Here is an 18,055-nt window from a genome sequence, read left to right on the forward strand (position 1 = left end):
TCACGCCCCACGACGTGCACCACGGCCTGGCCGCCAGGCGCATCGCGGCTCGGGCCGCCGTGCTCTCCGCCGCCTACGCCGCTCACCCCGAGCGCTTCCCTCGCGGCCCACCCAAGCCGCAGACGCTGCCGAGTGCCGTCTGGATCAACAACCCCGCCCGGTTGGCCAACTCACTGGAGGTTGCGCAGTAATCTCACGAACTCGCTGTCTCACTCACGTTGACAGGTTCCGCCGAGGCCAGCCTCGCGCCTGCAGTGGGTAGGCCCAGGTGCTTCAGAATCCCCCCCTCGGGCTCCCTCTCACAGCCCGCCAATACCCTTAAGCCTGACTCCGCACCTCACGCAGGCCAACACGTCGAAGTCGAACGTCCTCTTCAGCAACTCGGCGTAAGTCCACTCGTGGCGTCCTCCGCTTCATCCGCTCCGTTCTAGCCGCTGCCTCCTTCCCCGCTCTCTCCTCCTCCTCTCCTGCTTGGGGGGAGCACACGCGTTTCGCGGAATCGCGAGTGAACCCGGGAACTTCGAGTTCACGGGGAGTCCCCGGCAGTCCCACCTGTCCCTCCGAGTCCCCTCCAATCCTGGAGACATTTTGGAGACAGACCCAGGGGCGCACGGTGCTCCAGGGAGGTTCGTGGGAGCAAAACGGTAACGTGTGCCCTGGCGAGGTGTAGCTGGGGAGGGTCAGGTGGAGGAGCGCGGGTGGGCATACCGGAGGAGGCAGCCGGAGGGGCCGGTGCTGTACGAGGCATTGAGGGACAACCCCACCACGCTGCTAGCGGAGACGAACGAGGTGAGGAGAGGCCTGCCTCGGTATATGGAGCGGAACTGCGCTAAGTACCTGGAGTGCGGGGTGCTGGCGCACGGCTTAGCGGGAACGAAGTGCCGCCCGGCTACTGAGTTCTAGTGTCACCCACAGCGCCCACCATAAACTTCCGCCCCTGCTCGCCTGCGCCCAGAATCCGGGCCACGCCACACCTAGAGCACGGCTTCAGTCCGTGCCCGTGCTGTCTGACCGACCCGGGCCATGTCCAACACGAAACCCAAGTCTCCCTTCCAGCCACGCACCGAAGCACGCATCCTGCTGCCCAAGGAGCTCACTGAAGATCAGCGCAAGGCGGGGACGCGTGCCACCGGCTTCCTCCGCGAGCTAGCCGAGGCGCTCTTCTCCCCCGCCAAGGGCAGCAGGGCCCACGGTTATCTGCCTCTCATTGAGAAGAAGCGCCTCAACCCCACGGTGCTAATCGATGGGCGCCGGGGCTCTGGGAAGTCCGCCCTGCTCGTCACCTTGTTGAACCTTTACAACAAGGCCGCGACGAACAAGCTGAAGACTCTGCGCGACTTCCGGCCCGAATCCTGGGACATCGAGCCGGGCTACCCCATCGTGCCAGTGGGTCTGGTCGACCTCGAGCCCCTGCCCGAGACCACCAACCTGCTCCTCCACCTCGTCGGGCACTTGGAGCGGGTGGTCGCCGCGCTGGAGGGCGGGGAGGACGTGTCGCTCACCTCCTCTTCGGCGCCATGGCAAGGGGAAGAGGCTCAGGAGAAGCCCTCGCGCAAGAAGTGGCGGGAGTTCGTCCGCGTCACGACCCTGGGCTGGGATGGACCGGACATCCGAAAGACTCGGCTCGACCCCGAAGCCTATGCGCTGGAGGCCGAGCATGGGGAGCGGCATCGAATGCGGATGGCCGGAGCCTTCCGGGACTTCCTCGACGCGCTCGCGGATGACTATCGACGTTGGCGCCGCTGGGACAAGGGCCACTACCCCCTCTTCCTGCTCGCCATTGATGACGCGGACATGAACCCGCGAAGGACGCCGGAGTTGCTGTCGCTGGTGCGCAAGCTCCATCACCCGCGACTGGCCTTCCTCATGACCGGCGACAGTACGCTCTTCGAGGACTCGCTCCTGCTCGACCTCTTGCACAGGGAGAGTATCCGCGAGCAGTCGCTACCCCAAACCCTCAGGAGCCTTCCCAGGGCCATCTACGACAAGGTCATTCCGCCGCCACAGCGGTGTGAACTGCCTCCCATCCCAGTGCACCGGCGGCTCTCCTTCCCTCGCAGCGAGCCCATTCAGGAGCAGTTGAAGCAGTTCCAGATGCCAGGAGGTACAGGCCTCCTCGACTCCAAGCGACTCCTGGAAGGATCTCTCGGCCTCGCACAGGTCCTCCCCGACAGGCTTCGGGACTTGGTGTCCTTGAAGTCCACACTGAATGAGTTCCTCACCAGCAGCGGGACAGAACTTCCCCGAACCGCCCGCGCCCTCATGAAGCTTTGGGAGCTTGCTGTCGAAGCTTCGGAGCGCAGTGGCTCCGACAGGGCATTGCTCCGCAACCTAATCTGGTTGGAGGAGACCGAGACGGGGGAAGCAGCCCTCCACGTCGACGCTCAGAAGTTCAACACCGAATTGGAAGCCCAGTTCCTGCCCTGGTCCATGGGTGGGGACTTCTTGATCTCCCTGGGCTACCCGACGCGCTTAAGGATGTACATGCCGGGGTGGAACCCTGAGACACACGGCATTGATGAACTGGCCTGGCTGTCCGAGGGACTCGTGGTGGCATATGGACTCGCGAACGACTTTGCCCGCACCGCCGCTCCTCACGGCCAGTCCACGGGGCCCACCATCAGGAGCCGAGAAGTGGAACGCGCGCTCACCCGTATCCGGTGGAAGCGCATCCCGACCAAAGAGAAGGAATCTCGCGAGATACTGTTCTCCGCCTTGCCTTCAAAGTCCTCGCTCATTACCCGCGATCAACCCTCGGCCTCGGAAGCGCGCATCGACGAACTGGCTGCGGCGTTGATGGTGCATTGGCCCTTCCCGGACTGGGGAACGCACCAGGAGCTGACCCAATTCATACAGGCCTGGCGCCAGGAACTGGAAGACGCGCCCACTCCGACCTCATCGCGCGTCTCCCACACTCACCGCCCGGATGGCTTCGCGTGGCTGTTCTTACGACTCGCCATCCACGTCTCGCGTTGCCAGCCCGTCGAGAGCGTTCATCTGGGTGAGAAGCAGAGTTGGACCTGGCTGGAGCGAGAACTTGGAGCGCTTCGGGAGATAACGGGCTCTGCCCGCGCCAACGCCATATCCACGTGGGTGCAACACCTCGGACTGCTCGCTGCCCCGGAAAGCGGCCTTTCGCTCCGCTTCAGCGATGGACTGATCAACTGCCTGGAGGGAGTCTTCAGCGCGAGTTGGAGCGACATCTCGGATGGATTGCGCTGGGAGCGACGCAGGCGCCTGCAGGAGGCTTTGTCCCAGACACCTTTGTACACCTCATCCTCCATCGGTCCTGGCGAACTGGAGGCCCTGCTCCGCAAGCTCGACGATGCCTTCGAGACACACCCCTTCATCCAGCGCATCCAGAGGGGATCCTCCGTTCCGAGCAGCCTCCGGGAAAGCGAAGTCCAAAACCTGATCAAGGAACTCCGCTCCGTTCGAACTCCCCTCGCATCCCTTGCGACCTATTTCACGAGTTTCCGAAAGGGACTGCTCGCGCTCAGTCCAATCTGGTTGTTGGAGACTCTAAGCGAGAAGGTCCGGCGCGCACCCAAGCCCACAGGGGCAGCGCAGGTCCTGACATTGCTCTGGAAAACCTGGACCCACGAGAGGGATAGGCTCGACCTCGAGCCCAAGCTCCAACTCCACGAGGGCCGGGTGGTCCTGCAAGAGACCCCGTTCATTGAGCGCTTCCGCAAGAGTGTGGACGAGTCCTTCACGAAAGCGGGATGGCGCGACTCCGCCATCACCGAGAATCTCCACTTGGCTTTCACCCAGGTTCGTCAAACAGGAGCCGGCTTGGTTGCGAGCGTCCCCAATGACGCCGAGCCATTTTTGCGTGTGGCCCATGACCTCGCCATGGAGCAACCCGACGCCGCCGCGCCCTCCTCTCTAGCTCCCCGCTGGTGGCACCTGCTCAAGGGCTCCTGGAAGAAGAGTGAGTTCTGGGTCTTCCCCACCATCGCATGGCGGACGCTGTGGGAGTGGGAGGTGCTCGAAGAGAGCTGGATGTCGGGACATGCGCAGCCGAACATGAACCAGGAACTCCCTGTCTCGGATCAGCTCGTGCCACGCGCCCTGTGGCTAATCGAAGGCTCCCTCATGTGCTTCCAGCGTGCGGATCTGGCGCCCCCTATCAGCGAACCCTTCGCCCAAGACCGCTGGGTGCAGCAGGCGAAGTTGCTCCTCACGCGGCTCAAGGCCCTTTCCACACAAGGGCCCCGGACGAAGGAACTCTGGGACTGGGCCGCGCGACTCCCCCTGCTCGCCGCGCCCGAGTCTGGCTTGCCCGTCACGTTTGCCGAGCTCATCCTCGCCCAGTGGGACATGACCTTCGGCATCAACACGCAGGCACTTCAGGCACACCGGCTCGCTCGGCTGACGGACTCTGGGCACTCACCAGAGCATGCTCGGCAGATGCTCAACGAAATCGATGCCGCGTTCCAGGAGCCTCGGCACCCCTGGCTCGTGCATCTGGGCTTGGCCAACTCGGAGACGTGACATGGGTCGGGACGGGCGCTACCAGCGGCTCGTGGCGGAGGCCGAGGCGTGGCCTCTCGCCTCGCTGTCCGCCCATGCTCACCGAACGCTCCAACTGGGACACGCCGCCGCGGGAGTCCTCGATGGGCCAACCCAGAAGCTGGCCTCGGACCTGGAGGCACACCTGCGCACTCGCTCGGACGGGCTCTCCCTGGAGGCGCTTCGGGCCCTGCGCGAGCACTCCTGGTTCGCGGTGGAGCCCGGAAGCCCTCCGATTGCATCGGGGCTCTCCCTAGCCGAGTACCTTCGCCGCCTCGCGGAGCGATATCTGGCGAGCGATGGTCATCATCCTCAGTTGCGGCCTGATCCCGCCGGTGACGGCATCACTCGGGCTGAACGCGCCGCCCACTGGCGGTGGCTCTCCCTCCGCGTCCCTGCGGATCTACTCATCGCCGGCCTCCACGCGACGAGCGAGGACGAGCCCTCCGGGGATGAGGTGCATCTGCCCACCTCCCACCTTCGCGATGTGCTCGGCCGGCCTGTCTCCGAGACCCACCTCCATGGAGGTGCCGCCTACTCCTTTCCCACCCTCTGGAGCGTCTGGATGGGGTGGTTCCGCGACGCCTGGCCCGAAAAGCTGCGGCCCAAGGACACGTATCCCTTTGGCGACGCGACGGGCTTTGCCTCCAAGCTCCTCGCGGCGGCCATCGCTCGACTCTTCCTCGCGGCCTTCTTGCGCGCACGCGAACTCCACGGAGAGCGCGGAGACCTGCGCGCCTTCCTGGCGAGCACAGGGCCCCGGCTTGCCCGCCTCGCTTCCTGGCCCTCTGGCGCCGCCGCGCTCCAGCGTGAGTACTCGCACGCCCTCGATTACCTCCAGCGCCCCTCCGGCCGCAGGCATGATCCTTCGCCGTCGCCCGGCGTCCTCCAGCGAGTCTACCGAGCGCTGACGGGCGCGCCTCCCACTGGCTCGCGCCGGGAGGCCCGCGATTCCTCACTGTCGGCCCTCTTCGAGCAGGATCCGCTCCATGCTTGGCTGCCCTCCGTCGAGGGGCGTCCCTTCACCGAGACGCGCTTCACCACCCGCGCGCTTCGCTATCTGCTGCGAGAGGGCCAAGAAGACTCAGGCTTCGCACTCCTCTTCTGGCAGTACCAGCGCGTCCGCTGTCAGGCCCACGCCTTTCTCATCGAAGAGCCGGGGACAGCGGGGCTCGACTGGTTCCAGGTCCACTTCAACCGGCTCTCCGCCCTGCGGGGGCCCCTGGAAGAGCACCTTGCCGAGAGTGCTCTGCGGCACACGCGCCGAGGGATGCACCTCGGCTCCCTCGAAATGCGCGCGACGCCCGAGCCGGACTGGGTCTCCATCCGTGACCAAGCTCGCAACCTCGCCCAGGCCCACATGGCGGCTCCGGAGCGCCCGGAGAGCGCCCTGATCTTCCACTTTATCAAGGAGCGGGAACTCTCCCAAGGCCGTGGCGGGCACGCACGCCTCCACGCGGATCCTTCCGGTAACAGCTCCGGCTTTCGCTTCGGCGATTGGTTCCTGGGCCGGCGAAGGCAGGCCCTGGCCATCCGCACCGCGCTCACTCATCACCCCGAGTTGCTGCTAGTCATTCGAGGGTTGGATGTCGCCAGCGCCGAACTCGCCACGCCCACCTGGGTCACCGTCCCGCTCCTGCAACAGGTCCGGCGTCAGTCCCGGACGACAGCCTCGCACCTGCGCCGGCTCGCCCCTCAATGGGAGGCGACGGAACTCCACATCACCTACCACGCGGGAGAGGAGTTCCGCCGGCTCGTGGAGGGCCTGCGTCGGATCCACGAGCTGATCGAGTCCGGAATTCTCCAGACCGGGGACCGCATCGGACATGGGCTCGCACTCGGCCCGGACGCCCCACGGCTGGCCGAGCTGCACCCCGTCGCTGTCCAGCCCGCGGAAGAGCGCCTGGACGATCTGCTTTGGGAGCTGGATCGCTATGGCCAGGGCCAGCTGCCCACCCAACCCGCGCGAGTCGAACGCGTGCGCAGCGAAGCCACCGCCCTCGCGCGCGAGTTGCTGGGCCTCTCGCGCGTCGAGCTCGACCTCCTTCTCCTCGCCAGGCGCTATCGCCATGACCCTCAGGTGCTGGAGTACCTACGTTTCCCCGACGAGCCCGAGCCCAGGGCCCGGATGGATCGCGTCCTGCGCCTCGTCTGGCAGCACCTGACGGATGCAGGCGTGTTCCGCCGGGGCCAGCGCCTCGTCGAGGTGCATAACCACCCCGCCGAGACCGCCATGGCTGCGGAAGCGCAGGCCTGGCTGCGGTCCCTGCTGCGTGAGCGGGAGATCACTGTCGAGTCGAATCCCTCCAGCAACCTGCTCGTCCTGAACATGCTCGGGCTGGAGCACCACCCCGCGATGGCGCTGGGGCCGCACCTGCCCGTGGCACATGAAGCAGCCTCAGCCGCTCGCCCTCCCGAGGCCCCTCCTCCGCTACTCGTCTCCATCAACTCGGATGACCCGGTGACCTTCGCCACCTCGCTGGCGGACGAGTATGCCCACCTTTACTTCGCCCTGGTGCGGAGAGGCCTGTCCGCCCACGAAGCGCTGCGGTGGCTCGACCAGCTCCGAGAAAACGGCTGGCGCTCCCGCTTTACCCTCGCCGCCAGCACCCGCCCCGACGTACTGCGGCAACTCTTGCCTCCCAGATCGAAGCTTTGGTCGATAGAAGGACTGCAGCCCCCTCCGCGGTAGTGCTTCGAACTCAGGCGAGGGGGAGCATTAAGAAAGATGGGAGGCCGGTTGAAGGTGAGGGCTGGAGCGGAGGGGCCGAGGAGGGCTGCGGACGGGAGCCGCCCGAGCTATGCGCCAGGCCCGTGTAGGTAGCCGAGCCCCCCATAGGGCACCCTTCTGCCCAGGCCGCCCTCCCATCGCGGCAAGAGCCTGAGCTGGGCCTGTGGGTTGTCTTGAGCGCCTCAACACCACGCTGCCTGAGCGGCCCGCGCGCGCCGAGGCGCAGCGCACCCGCGCGAAGCCGTGCGCCAGCACTCCGCACTCCAGGTACCGGGCTTACGTCCCGCTCTGCGTACCGGGGCAGGCCGCGCCCCACCTCGCTCGCCTCCTCCAGCAGGGTGGCCAGGTTGTCCTTCACCTCCTCGTACAGCACCGTCCTCTCCGACCGCCTCCGCCGGTACGCCCACCCGTGCTCCTCCATTGCCACATCTGGCCAGGGCACACGCTCCTGTCCATCGACCAAGTGGTTCGAGCAGAACACGCCCAAAGAGGGCACGGCACGTCCCCGGGGCCCCGCTTGGATGCGGGAGCCCCGAGGCACGGTGGCCTACTTGCGCAGCTTGAACAGCAGCACGTCGGAGCGCCGGGACTGCGGCGTGTACCAGGTGCCGTCCATTTCGAGCGCCTCGTTCAGGCTGCCTGCCACCACGACGCCGTCCGGAGAGGACGCGAGGTGGAGCTCATACAGGGACGTGAGCCCCAGCACGCGGACCCACCGCGACTCCAGCCCGGGACCGAAGGCCGCCAGCGTGGGCCGGGGCCGTTCGTCCTGCCACCAACCGACGTCGCCCAGCCCGACGAGGTTTCCCGCACCGGACTGGGTCGTCACGATGTTCCCGGCCCCGTCCACCACCATGTCCGTGAACCCGAAGTGCGCGAACTGCCGCAAGCCCACGTCCCCACCCGCCGCGGTGAGCACGCCCACGAGCGCATCCCTTGCACCTTCGTATTCCTCCGGCTCGCGGCTGACGTACTGCTGGCCCGCGAACGACAGGTACCCGTTGAAGTTCCCGGTGAAGGCGATGCGCTGGTCGGGCAGCACGCCCACGGAGGTCACCTCGCCGTAGCGCGCGCTCATCACCCGCGCCCAGCTGAAGTCGCCCCCCACGCCATACCGCGCGACGAAGCCTCCGCGCTCCGCGACAGTGCCGCCACCGAAGTCGGTGTTGCTGCCCGCCTGGCCGCCCACGATGACTCCCTCGCTGGCATCCACGGCGACGCTGTTCGCACTCGTGCCCACCAGGGACGTCCCGACCAGCGCGCGTGACCAGAGGTGCGCGCCGTCCCACTGGAGCTTCAGCACGTAGGAGTTCGGGTACGTGTCGTCGTACGGGAACGGCTTGCCCGAATACAGCGGCCCGCTGCCGAAGTCCGTGTAGCCCCAGAACGTGCCGACGAGCACCGCGCTGCCATGCGCATCCGTGGCCAGGTCGAGCACCTCCATCGGATTGTCGTAGTAGTCCTCCGGGTCGCTCGGGTCACCGAACCAGGCCCGGAAGCCGCGCGTCCAGTCCACCGTGCCATCAGGTTTGAGCTTCATCACCACCATGCCGGAGCCCTGGGGCAGCGGCCCCTTCCCCAGGTCCGGGGCCCCGTCGTAGCTGCCGGCGACCAGCACGTTGCCCACCGTGGTCACCACCACCTTCTCCAACCGCACCCCCGCCTGCGGGAAGGAGCGCGTCCACGCGACGGCGCCATCCGCCCGGTGCAGGGTGACGGTGTGGCCCGACGGAGCCAGCGGGGTCCCCGTGCCGTAGAGCCGGGTGACGACCGCGAACCCGCCATCCGGCGCGGGCGCCACGTGACGGGGAGCCTCCGCCTGCGCGCCTCCCACCTGACGCATCCAGGCCGTGGTCCCCGACGGCTGTGTGCCCCGGTACGAGCAGAACGGGTTGCTCTCATACGTGATGACCAGCCGGGGCGCGCCGCCGATGATCTGGCGCGCTTCCGCATCCGTGGAGACGAAGCCCACGCTGTTGGTGCTGTCCGGCAGCAGCGCGAACGCGTACGTCCCGGAGGCCGTCACGGTGTTCGTCACGTCCAGCTCCACCCACGCATCCCGCGCGACGGCCCCCAGGTCCACCAGCGCTTCGCCCACGGGCGCCGGGCGGTGGTTCCAGTCCGTCGTCGCCCCGTCGAACGTCGACGCCCGGTAGAGCCGGGGCCCGTTACCCGTGCCGTCAATGGCATACAGGCGCAGCGCCACCCGCTGGATGCGCTCCTGCCGCAACTGGACATCAAAGCGGAGGAAGGCCTCCGCGCGGGGATCCGCATCCACCCGCAGCGAGGCGTGGTGCTGGAACTTCGAGTCCGGCGCATCCGCCGCGGCGTAGGTGTCGTGCAGCGCGCTGACCGGGACCTCGACGTACTCCGAGCGGGTCAGGCACGCGTCCGTCGGGGCTGTCTTCGCCGCGCCCGTCCAGACGAGCAGCCGGGGACGCAGCGACACATCCGCGCTCTCCCGCGAGTAGAACGTCACGCCGTCGCTGGAGGTCGGGTACAGCCCGAACGTCACGTCCCCGTTGCCACGCACCAGGTCCGTCACGTCGTAGTCCACCCAGCTCCCCGTCGCGAGCCCCTGCGCGTCCTCCACCGGGCTGCCCGTGCGGGCCGGCCGCGAGCTCCACGTGACGCTGGACTCGCTCCACGGCAGCCCCGTCAGCGCGTACACGGCCGGGCCGTCATCCGACCCCGAGCTCACGTACAGGCGCAGCACCGCGCGCTGCACGGCCTCCGTCAGCCCCTGCACCGGGAAGCGCAGGTAGGCCTCCTGCATGGGGGCGCTGTCCACCTTGAACGTCGTGGCGCTGCCATGGGCCGTGCCCGGGCTCTCCGCGTCGGCGAACGTGTCGGCGCTCGCGGCGAAGAGCACCGGCGCGCCAGAGAGCGTGAGCGGCGCGGGCGGCGGCGGCGGGTTGTCCGCCGCGGACTCCACGGTGAGGACGAGCTGCGGCTTGTACTCGAAGGACTCGCTCGACCCGAACGTGAGGCTGTCCGTGCCCTTCGCAGACAGGAGGAGGTCGACGCTGTAGTAGCGGCTGGGGATGTAGATGCCCGACACGTCGAGCTCCACCCAGGTCCCGCTCCTCACGGGCCCCTCGCTCGAGGTGAGCCAGGCGTCGCTCCAGTCCGGCCGGGTGTTCCACGTCACGCTTTCGTCCCAGATGTGCACGCCCGGCGAGTGGTGCACGGCGACGCCCTGGGCCGCGTTGTTCATCGCGAACAGGCGCAGCCTCGCGGACGTCACCGTCCCGGGAACGGGGAGCTCGGCCCCGGAGAAGCGCAGGTACGTCAGCGCCTCGGGGTTTCGAGAGACCTTCAAGGTGGAGGAGGCGCCGAAGCTCGTGTTCGGGGACGCGGCCTCCACATGCGCGTCCTCCGTGGGCGTCAGGACGACCGTCCGCGTCGTGAGCGCCGCGCGCTCCGTGCTGACGCTCTCCGCCCCGGGTTCACGTGAATCTTCTTCCGCTGCCAGTGGCGCTCCGCACCCACTCAGGGTCGCGAGCGCCACACCCATTCCCCACAACATCCCTGCGACTGTCATCCGTCTCACGCTGACTCTCCCTCTGGGACCACGAGGGAAGGACATGAGCAACGGATGAGCCAGACATTGGGCCGTGGCCGCTCCTGGTCATCGTCTGAAGGATTTCCACGCTCGCCGTCTAATTCCTATCGAGTGCGTAGCGGGTCCAGGACAGTTGCCCTGGGAACACTTCGTCGAGGGGGGACCACACAGATGTCCAAGAAACTCACCGTGGCGTTCTTGCTGCTGCTCTCCGGTTGTTCGACCACCGCGACCATCTCCCGCGTGGATGGAGGAACCTACACCGCCAAGATTGTCCGCAGCGATCAGGACTCCCTCTTCGTGAAGACGTCCTCGAATGGAAGTGAGATCGCCATTCCCAGGTCGAACGTCTCGGATATCGACCACCCTGGAAATGGCATGGCTGTGTTTGGCGCACTGCTGACTGCCTATGGCGGGCTGAACGTCGCGGCGGGCGCCAGCACGTGCGGCGAGGTCGGCGGCGCCTACTGTGTCGGCACCTTCCTCCCCGCCGCGGTGGGCCTCTCGACCCTCATCTGGGGCCTGACCACCTGGACCAACTCCACCGACGCGGCGCAGGGCGGCGCCACGGCCGCCCACACCGGTGCCGTGCCGACCCCGCCGTCTGTCTCTGCGTTCGACTTCCGCGGGAGCGCGCCGGGCTCCGCCCAACGCCGCTGAGCATCCGCGCGCGTCTTCCACTGGCCCGCGGGGGCACCGGGATTCTTCCACGCGGCGGAAGAGTCCCTGCCGGGCGGTGGGGATTCAGTCAGCGGACGCCGCCTCATAAATCTCTCCTCGACGCCCATACCAGGGCAGACGGCGGCACTTCGGCTCGCCGTAGCAACGAGGGGAAGATCATGAACTCCCATCAGCAGGTCGCCATCATCACGGGCGCTTCGCAGGGCATCGGGGCCGGGCTCGTCCAGGCATACCGGGGCCGCGGCTACCGCGTCGTCGCGACCTCCCGCTCCATCAAGCAGGGCAGCGACCCGGAAGTGCTCGCCGTCGCGGGCGACATCGGCGATGCCTCCACCGCCGAGCGCGTGGTCAACGAGGCCATTGCGCGCTTCGGGCGCATCGACACGCTGGTCAACAACGCCGGCATCTTCATCGCAAAGCCGTTCACGGACTACACGGCTGACGACTTCACCGCGATGCTCAAGACCAACCTCGGTGGCTTCTTCCACGTCACGCAGCGCGCCCTCGTGCAGATGGTGAAGCAGGGCTCCGGCCACATCATCAGCATCACCACGCCCTTCGTGAACCAGGCCATCGCGGGCGTTCCGACGGGGCTCGCGAACCTCACCAAGGGCGGCATCAGCTCCGTGACCCGCGAGCTCGCGGTCGAGTTCGCTGGGAGGGGTATCCGCGTCAACGCGGTCGCCCCGGGCTTCATCAAGACACCCATCCACGCGCCGGAGTCCCACGCGTTCCTCGCCACCTTGAACCCCGCGAAGCGCATGGGCGAGGTCAGCGACGTCACGGATGCGGTGCTCTACCTCGAGGGTGCCAGCTACGCGACGGGGGAGATCCTCTACGTCGATGGCGGGCAGAACGCCGGTCGCTGAAGGGAGCCTGCCATGCCCATCGTCACCATCCAGGTTACCCGTGAGGGCTCCGGCCCCGGCCGGGACTCCGTCACTCCCGAGGAGAAGGCCCGCCTGATTGCAGGCACCAGCCAGCTCCTGCTCGACGTGCTGAACAAGCCCCTCGATTCGACCTACGTGGTCATCCAGGAGGTCGCGCTGGAGGACTGGGGCTGGGGCGGCTTGCCGGCGCTCGAGTTCCGCAAGCGGCGCGCCGCGGGCACGTCGTGAAGCCGCACGGAGACCGCCAGGGCCCCGTCAGCCCTGGAAGGCCTGGGCCTGCACGGAGAGCCTCGAGAACTCGGCGCGCAGGCGTGGCACCGCGAAGTCCATGAAGGCGCGGACCTTGGGCACCGAGATGCGCCCCTGCGGAGTGAGGAGGTGCACGGGGAGGGCTGACGGCTCGGCGTTGCGCAGGAGGACCTTCAGCGAGCCATCCTGGACGCGCTCCGCTACATGGTACGTGTAGAGCCGGGTCACGCCGTGGCCGTCCACCGCGGACGCGAGCGCGGCCCGCACGCTGTTGACCACGAGCCGCGGCTTGAAGTGCACGGAACGGGAGACGGCGCTTCCGGCGGCTGGCGGAAACACCCACGCATCGTGCCCGAAGTGCGTCGTGGTGATGATCCGGTGCCTGCCCAGGTCCGCCGGCTCGAGGAGGGGCGGATGCCCGGCGAGGTAGCGCGGCGATGCCACGACGACCCGCTTCACGTCGCCCCCGACACGGACGGCGACGAGGGAGGAGTCGGGCAGCTCGGCGACGCGCAGCGCGACATCGATGCCTTCCTCGACGAGGCTGGCGTACCGGTCGAGCAGGACGAGGTTCACCGAGACCTCGGGGTAGGCCTCCAGGTAGGCGTCGAGGATGGGCCGCAGGATCTCCTCGCCGCTGATGGGGGGTGCGCTGATCGTGAGCGTCCCCCTCGGAGCGACGCGCTCGCCCGCGGCGCTCAGCTCGGCCTCCTCCAAATCCGCCAGGATGCGGCGGCACGCGGACGCATAGCGCTCACCCGCCTCGCTGAGCTTGAGCGTGCGGGTGGTGCGGTGCAGCAGCTCGGCGCCAATGTGTTGCTCCAGCAACGCGATGGCACGGCTCACTGCGGCCGGCGAGCGCGCGAGCCGGCGGCCAGCGCCCGCCAGGCTGCCCTCGTCGAGCGCCGCGACAAACACCTTCATCGCCTCGATGCGATCCATGGCCCCTCTTCCGCGGCGCAGGATACCCCTCATCCGCGGGGGCCCCCGCGGCAAGCCGGTTGACGGTGTACCGCAGGTCACCCCGGCCCCTCCGCGGGTGTGACGCGGTCATATCCGGAGGCGAGCGCGGAACACAGGGGCCCGCTTCCTCCCACCGCGAGGTCTTGTCCGAGGGCGGCCACGTCCTCAGCCTCTTCCATGGAGGGCACTCAGCCCCTGGGAGACAGAGCCATGAGAACAGGACGCGGTACCCACTTCGGATTCACCCTGCTTGTCGGAATGATGCTGCTCGCCGCGGGCTGCGCCTCGACGAGCGTAGGCAAGACATGGAAGAGCCCGGCGCTCGCCCAGCAACCCCCTCTCAAGAAGGTCGTCGTCGTGGCGATGGTGCCGAGCGAAGCCACCCGACAGCAGCTTGAGCAGGAGCTGTCGACAAAGCTGTCGCAGGAGGGCGTCCAGGCCGTCAAGAGTTCCGACGTCCTCCCCTCGGGAGCGAAGCCCGATAAGGACACGATCCGGAACGCCATCGAGGGAAAGGGGTACGACGGCATCCTGGTGGCTCGCTTCGCGGGAGTCGATCAAGACGTCAACGCCGATCCCGGCATGTCCTACTACGGCTACTTCGGCGCCTACGGTCCAATGGACTACTCCGTGACGGAGGAGGCGAAGATGCAGGTCAGCCTCTTCGACGCCCGAGGCGAGAACGGACAGCTGCTGTGGAGCACGAACACCAAGACCTACGAGTCCTCGGACATCCAGAAGGAGGTCCCGGGTCTCGCGGATGCCATCGTCAAGAGCATGGCCAAGGACGACGTGGTTGGGAGCGCGAGCTGACGCAAGGCGGCTGGGCCCGGATGGATGACGGGCTTCATTCCCCGAGGGGCGCTCCGGCAGGTTGAATTTTCGGACCGGAGCTCAGGGACAGCTCCTAGACTGAAGCGATGTGGCGCCGGTACCCCCAGTGGCTCGATGCGGGCGAAACCGACGGAGATCCGCTCGGGGCGCCAATGCTGTGGCCCGACGGGCTTCACATCGCCGCGAACGGGCGCGGGCGCATCTTCCTCTGGAGTCTGGCGACCGGTGAGTGCACGCGGGTCCTGAAGACGGGCGCCATCTGCCGGAATGGAGAGCCCTGGTTCCGGCTGGCGGGGGAAGCCGAGCTGGGCCGCGTGCTCGAGGCGTACAAGATCCGCGGCCTGGCCGTCTGGGACTCCAAGGACTGGAGACGCGTGCAGACCTTCGAGGGCCACGGAGAGGAGGTCCAGGCCGCGGCGGTCGTCAGCGAGGACCGCGTCGTCTCCATCAGCGCCGACAGCAGCGCGCGGCTGTGGGACGCATGGACGGGCGAGAACCTGCGCACGCTGGAGACCGGACCGCTCTACGCGCTCGCGCATGCCCCCGCCCGGGGCCTCGTCGCCGTGGGCGGAAGCAACGGCGCCGTGCACCTGCTCGAAGCCCTCACGCTCAACGTCCGCGCCCTCTTCCACCTGCGCATGGCCACCGCGCGCCATGAGCCCCTCGGCGCCGGGCGAAAGGAACAGCTCGGCATCGCGCGGAACCGCCCGTCGAACACCCTCCGGGCGCTGGCCTGGCACCCCGACGGAGAGCACCTCCTCTGCGGGTCCTGGGACTTCGTGGCCCACATGCTCCACAGCAGCACCGGACGCGTCGTGCGGCAATGGCAGGGCCACGCGGACGGGGTGGACTTCGTCGCGGTGGAGCCCTCGCGCGGGCTGCTGTGCACCGGGAGTTCCGATGGCACCGTGCGCGTCTGGTCGCTCGACTCCACCGAGTGCCTCGCCGTGCACGACGTCGGCCACGCCAACCTGGGAGGCCTGCTGGTGCACGACCGGACGCTCTACGTGACGTGTCAGCAGGAGCTGTTGTCGGTGCCTCTGGACTAGCGCGGAGCCCTCCCATTGGCGGTCGCAGCGGCGTGGTTCTCGAGATGTTCAATGGCGTCCATTCGTCCAGGTCCGCAGGAGGCATCCTCCGAGGGAGCTGCTGTCGTGGTCCGCCCTCGCATCCCCGGGAGCCTCCATGCCGCGGTCCAGGACGGCCGTACTCGCGCTGCTCATCACCCTCGCGCTCGCACCCTCAGTGGCCACGGCGGGCCAGAGTGCCTCCACCCGCTGGGCGGCGAGCCGGGGTGACTTCCTCACCTGGCAGCTCAGCGGCGTGGCCCGCGCGGCGGATGGCTCGCTCCATCTGCTTGCGGGCCAGTCCTGGTCCGGCACCGACCCCTACGGGCCGGGCGGCTACTACGGCGGCACCTACTACAACGGCGGCTCCTTCTTCCAGGGCGAGGCCACGAGCCCCATCGTCTCCAGCGCGTTCGGCTTCCGTGAAGCCATCGCCTCCTGGGAGGCCACCACGCCCACGGGCACCTGGGTGGAGACGCTGGTGCGCGTGCAGGTGGGCGGCGCCTGGACGAAGTGGTTCAGCCTGGGTGTCTGGGCTTCGGACGCCTCCACGGTGCAGCGCCACTCGGCGGACTCGCAGGCGGACACCGTGGCGAGGGTCTCCATCGACACGCTCCTCGTCACCGCGAAGAAGAGCGCCGCGACCGCGTGGCAGGTGAAGACGCGGCTGTTCAGCGCGAACGGCGTGGCCACGCCCGTGCTGCACGCCAGCGCGCTCACCACCTCCACCTCACCGGAGTCACGGCCCACCGTGCCCGCGGGCAACCCGGCCCGCTGGAACCAGGTGCTCGCGGTGCCGCCGTGCTCGCAGATGGTCTACCCGGACGGCGGCGAGGTCTGGTGCAGCCCCACGTCCACGGCGATGGTGCTCCAGTACTGGACGGCGGACACGCGGGGCTGCGAGGCGAACGTGCGTGCGGCCGTGGCGGGTGTGCATGACTGGTATTACGGCGGTCACGGCAACTGGCCCTTCAACACCGCGTACGCGGCGGGCCAGGGCTTCCAGGCGCACGTGGCGCGCTTCACGAGCTTCGCGCAATTGGAGCCGTGGCTCTCCGCGGGAGTGCCCGTCATCCTCAGCGTCGCGTGGGGCAAGGGTGAGCTGACCGGCGCGCCCATCCCCTCCACCGCGGGCCACCTCCTCGTGCTCGCGGGCTTCGACGCGGTGGGAAACCCCGTGGTGAACGACCCGGCGGCCGCCAGTGACACCGCCGTGCGGCGCACCTACTACCGTTCGCAGCTGGAGCCGCTGTGGCTCTCGCGCTCCGGAGGCACCGCCTACCTCGTCTACCCCCGGGATTGGCCGGTGCCCGCGCTGTAGCGGCTCGTCACGCATTTGCGCTTCCTGCTCAACGGCAGGGAGCCGCGCTGGGTGCGTTGACTGGGGTACGCTAGAGCACATGAGCTTGCCTGCCCCCCCGCCCCTCGACACCGTGGCCATCGTCGCCAGCATCAAGGCCACGGCCGAAAAGACCTGGAAGGAGTCCGTGGATACGCAGCGGGGGAATCCAGCCGACGCCGGTTTCGTCAGCTGGGATACCCGCCTCAGCGACCCGCTTCCCATGACGTGGCCCCTCGTGGAGCCGGCGTTTGCCTTCTACGCGTACGCCCGAGGCATGAATCCCATGCGCCTGCGGGACGGGGAGTTCGTCGGCCCCACCTGGGCCCGAATCACCTGGTCGGCGAAGAGCCAGAAGCCAGAGCTCACCCGCCTGGACACCCGGCTTGCGTCTCACGGGGTCCAGGGCGTACGGCCCCTGATGAAGGAAGAGATGGAGACGCTGAAGGTGAAGCCGCTCGAAGTGCTCCTGGGTCCGCGGACGAAGGCCGCGGACCAGCAGCTCAAGGCCTATTACTGCCTCCAGCGCTCGGTCGGAAACATCCCCGCTGAAGCAGTCACCGCCCACGCCGCGTTCTTCAAGTGGCTGGACTGCAAGCCCTAGGCTTTCGCGCCGATCGCCTGCTCCACCTGTTGTCGACACGCCTCGGCCGAAGCCTCGGGTTTGTAGTCCGCCAGCGCTTCCGCCCGGGCGGGGTAGAAGCTCTGGAGGCTCGTCCACCCATGCTGCCGCCGGTCCCCTGACTCGGCTTGCAGCAGCTGGAGGATGGGCTCCTCGTACTGCGCCAGGTCCTCGCCGCGCTGTGCCAGCTCCGCCAGGAGCAGATGGGAGATGTAGTACTCCGCCTCCAGGCGCTGCTTCAGCGACGCCGGGTCCGTTCGACGCAAGTTGTTGCTCAGGATCCTCGCGACGACGAGGAACGGCAATCCGCCGACCCCGTATCCCAGCACCCATCCCACCGGCACGCCCCCGGCTGCCCCCATCCATCCCAGGAGGCCGTGCCCCACGAATGCGCCCACGGCCGCGCCCGCCAGAACCGACAGCAACCGACACAAGTCGAAGACGGTGAACACCCGCTGTCTCCTTCCCTCGAAAGCCCGTGCCGGAATGGCACACCCCCAGGCCCGCCAGGATGACAACCTGGCGGGCGGGTGGCTCGATTCAAGGGTCAGTGCCCTGCACCGGCGCAGGAGCTGTCGCCTCCTTCAGCAAGTATCCGG

12 protein-coding genes and 1 pseudogene are annotated in these 18,055 nt (G+C 68.0%); 10 read left to right on the plus strand and 3 right to left on the minus strand.

Features of this window, described 5'->3' with window-relative positions; translation table 11 throughout:
- The 3 genes and pseudogenes from D7X55_RS04435 to D7X55_RS04455 form a co-directional block, all read left to right on the plus strand.
- Positions 1-191 (plus strand): annotated as a pseudogene (locus tag D7X55_RS04435) (IS3 family transposase); the annotation flags it as partial.
- 832 nt (positions 192-1,023) lie between these two features.
- The gene (locus tag D7X55_RS04450) at positions 1,024-4,497 is read left to right on the plus strand and encodes a hypothetical protein (RefSeq protein WP_147470024.1); all 3,474 of its coding nucleotides are present in this window, start codon (positions 1,024-1,026) and stop codon (positions 4,495-4,497) included.
- Positions 4,498-5,080: 583 nt separating this feature from the next.
- Positions 5,081-7,207: a hypothetical protein gene (locus D7X55_RS04455; protein WP_147470025.1), complete on the plus strand. Its 2,127-nt coding sequence runs from the start codon at positions 5,081-5,083 to the stop codon at positions 7,205-7,207.
- 586 nt (positions 7,208-7,793) lie between these two features.
- Here D7X55_RS04455 and D7X55_RS04460 read toward each other — a convergent pair.
- Positions 7,794-10,763, minus strand: a complete 2,970-nt coding sequence (locus tag D7X55_RS04460; protein WP_233609578.1) for a DNRLRE domain-containing protein — start codon at positions 10,761-10,763, stop codon at positions 7,794-7,796.
- Positions 10,764-10,982: 219 nt separating this feature from the next.
- Between D7X55_RS04460 and D7X55_RS04465 the strand changes: the two genes are divergently transcribed.
- The 3 genes from D7X55_RS04465 to D7X55_RS04475 all read left to right on the plus strand — a co-directional run bounded on the left by D7X55_RS04465 (position 10,983) and on the right by D7X55_RS04475 (position 12,610).
- Positions 10,983-11,471, plus strand: a complete 489-nt coding sequence (locus tag D7X55_RS04465; protein ID WP_120549568.1) for a hypothetical protein — start codon at positions 10,983-10,985, stop codon at positions 11,469-11,471.
- 179 nt (positions 11,472-11,650) lie between these two features.
- A complete protein-coding gene (locus D7X55_RS04470; protein WP_121722329.1) occupies positions 11,651-12,361 on the plus strand; it encodes an SDR family NAD(P)-dependent oxidoreductase in 711 nt (236 codons plus the stop codon).
- A 12-nt stretch (positions 12,362-12,373) separates the two neighbouring features.
- The gene (locus D7X55_RS04475) at positions 12,374-12,610 is read left to right on the plus strand and encodes a 4-oxalocrotonate tautomerase family protein (protein ID WP_121722330.1); all 237 of its coding nucleotides are present in this window, start codon (positions 12,374-12,376) and stop codon (positions 12,608-12,610) included.
- A 27-nt stretch (positions 12,611-12,637) separates the two neighbouring features.
- On the opposite strand, the gene D7X55_RS04480 is transcribed toward D7X55_RS04475, so the two are convergent.
- Positions 12,638-13,573 carry a LysR family transcriptional regulator gene (locus tag D7X55_RS04480; RefSeq protein ID WP_120549571.1) on the minus strand — a complete coding sequence of 312 codons (936 nt, stop codon included), beginning with the start codon at positions 13,571-13,573 and terminating at the stop codon, positions 12,638-12,640.
- Between the two features lie 231 nt (positions 13,574-13,804).
- Here D7X55_RS04480 and D7X55_RS04485 point away from each other — a divergent pair, with 231 nt between their 5' ends.
- The 4 genes from D7X55_RS04485 (at position 13,805) to D7X55_RS04500 (ending at position 17,438) form a co-directional block, all read left to right on the plus strand.
- Positions 13,805-14,407 (plus strand): DUF4136 domain-containing protein, encoded by a 603-nt coding sequence (locus tag D7X55_RS04485; RefSeq protein ID WP_147470026.1) that lies wholly within the window; start codon positions 13,805-13,807, stop codon positions 14,405-14,407.
- 173 nt (positions 14,408-14,580) lie between these two features.
- Positions 14,581-15,477 carry a WD40 repeat domain-containing protein gene (locus D7X55_RS04490; RefSeq protein ID WP_233609579.1) on the plus strand — a complete coding sequence of 299 codons (897 nt, stop codon included), beginning with the start codon at positions 14,581-14,583 and terminating at the stop codon, positions 15,475-15,477.
- 136 nt (positions 15,478-15,613) lie between these two features.
- Entirely contained in the window at positions 15,614-16,816 is a 1,203-nt protein-coding gene (locus tag D7X55_RS04495) for a peptidase C39 family protein (protein WP_121722333.1), read from the plus strand.
- Positions 16,817-16,895: 79 nt separating this feature from the next.
- Entirely contained in the window at positions 16,896-17,438 is a 543-nt protein-coding gene (locus D7X55_RS04500) for a hypothetical protein (protein WP_121722334.1), read from the plus strand.
- Here D7X55_RS04500 and D7X55_RS04505 read toward each other — a convergent pair.
- A complete protein-coding gene (locus tag D7X55_RS04505) occupies positions 17,435-17,908 on the minus strand; it encodes a hypothetical protein (RefSeq protein ID WP_120549576.1) in 474 nt (157 codons plus the stop codon). The two genes, D7X55_RS04500 and D7X55_RS04505, sit on opposite strands and share 4 nt — an antisense overlap.
- Between the last annotated feature and the right edge of the window lie 147 nt (positions 17,909-18,055).

This window comes from Corallococcus sp. AB049A (assembly GCF_003668885.1).
Classification (GTDB): domain Bacteria; phylum Myxococcota; class Myxococcia; order Myxococcales; family Myxococcaceae; genus Corallococcus; species Corallococcus interemptor.

Excerpts from the sequence above, each read along its gene's own strand:
- D7X55_RS04450 (WP_147470024.1), top strand. The coding sequence starts at position 1,024 with ATGTCCAACACGAAACCCAAGTCTCCCTTCCAGCCACGCACCGAAGCA.
- D7X55_RS04455 (WP_147470025.1), top strand. The coding sequence starts at position 5,081 with ATGGGGTGGTTCCGCGACGCCTGGCCCGAAAAGCTGCGGCCCAAGGAC.
- D7X55_RS04460 (WP_233609578.1), bottom strand. The coding sequence starts at position 10,763 with ATGGGTGTGGCGCTCGCGACCCTGAGTGGGTGCGGAGCGCCACTGGCA.
- D7X55_RS04465 (WP_120549568.1), top strand. The coding sequence starts at position 10,983 with ATGTCCAAGAAACTCACCGTGGCGTTCTTGCTGCTGCTCTCCGGTTGT.
- D7X55_RS04470 (WP_121722329.1), top strand. The coding sequence starts at position 11,651 with ATGAACTCCCATCAGCAGGTCGCCATCATCACGGGCGCTTCGCAGGGC.
- D7X55_RS04475 (WP_121722330.1), top strand. The coding sequence starts at position 12,374 with ATGCCCATCGTCACCATCCAGGTTACCCGTGAGGGCTCCGGCCCCGGC.
- D7X55_RS04480 (WP_120549571.1), bottom strand. The coding sequence starts at position 13,573 with ATGGATCGCATCGAGGCGATGAAGGTGTTTGTCGCGGCGCTCGACGAG.
- D7X55_RS04485 (WP_147470026.1), top strand. The coding sequence starts at position 13,805 with ATGAGAACAGGACGCGGTACCCACTTCGGATTCACCCTGCTTGTCGGA.
- D7X55_RS04490 (WP_233609579.1), top strand. The coding sequence starts at position 14,581 with ATGCTGTGGCCCGACGGGCTTCACATCGCCGCGAACGGGCGCGGGCGC.
- D7X55_RS04495 (WP_121722333.1), top strand. The coding sequence starts at position 15,614 with ATGCCGCGGTCCAGGACGGCCGTACTCGCGCTGCTCATCACCCTCGCG.
- D7X55_RS04500 (WP_121722334.1), top strand. The coding sequence starts at position 16,896 with ATGAGCTTGCCTGCCCCCCCGCCCCTCGACACCGTGGCCATCGTCGCC.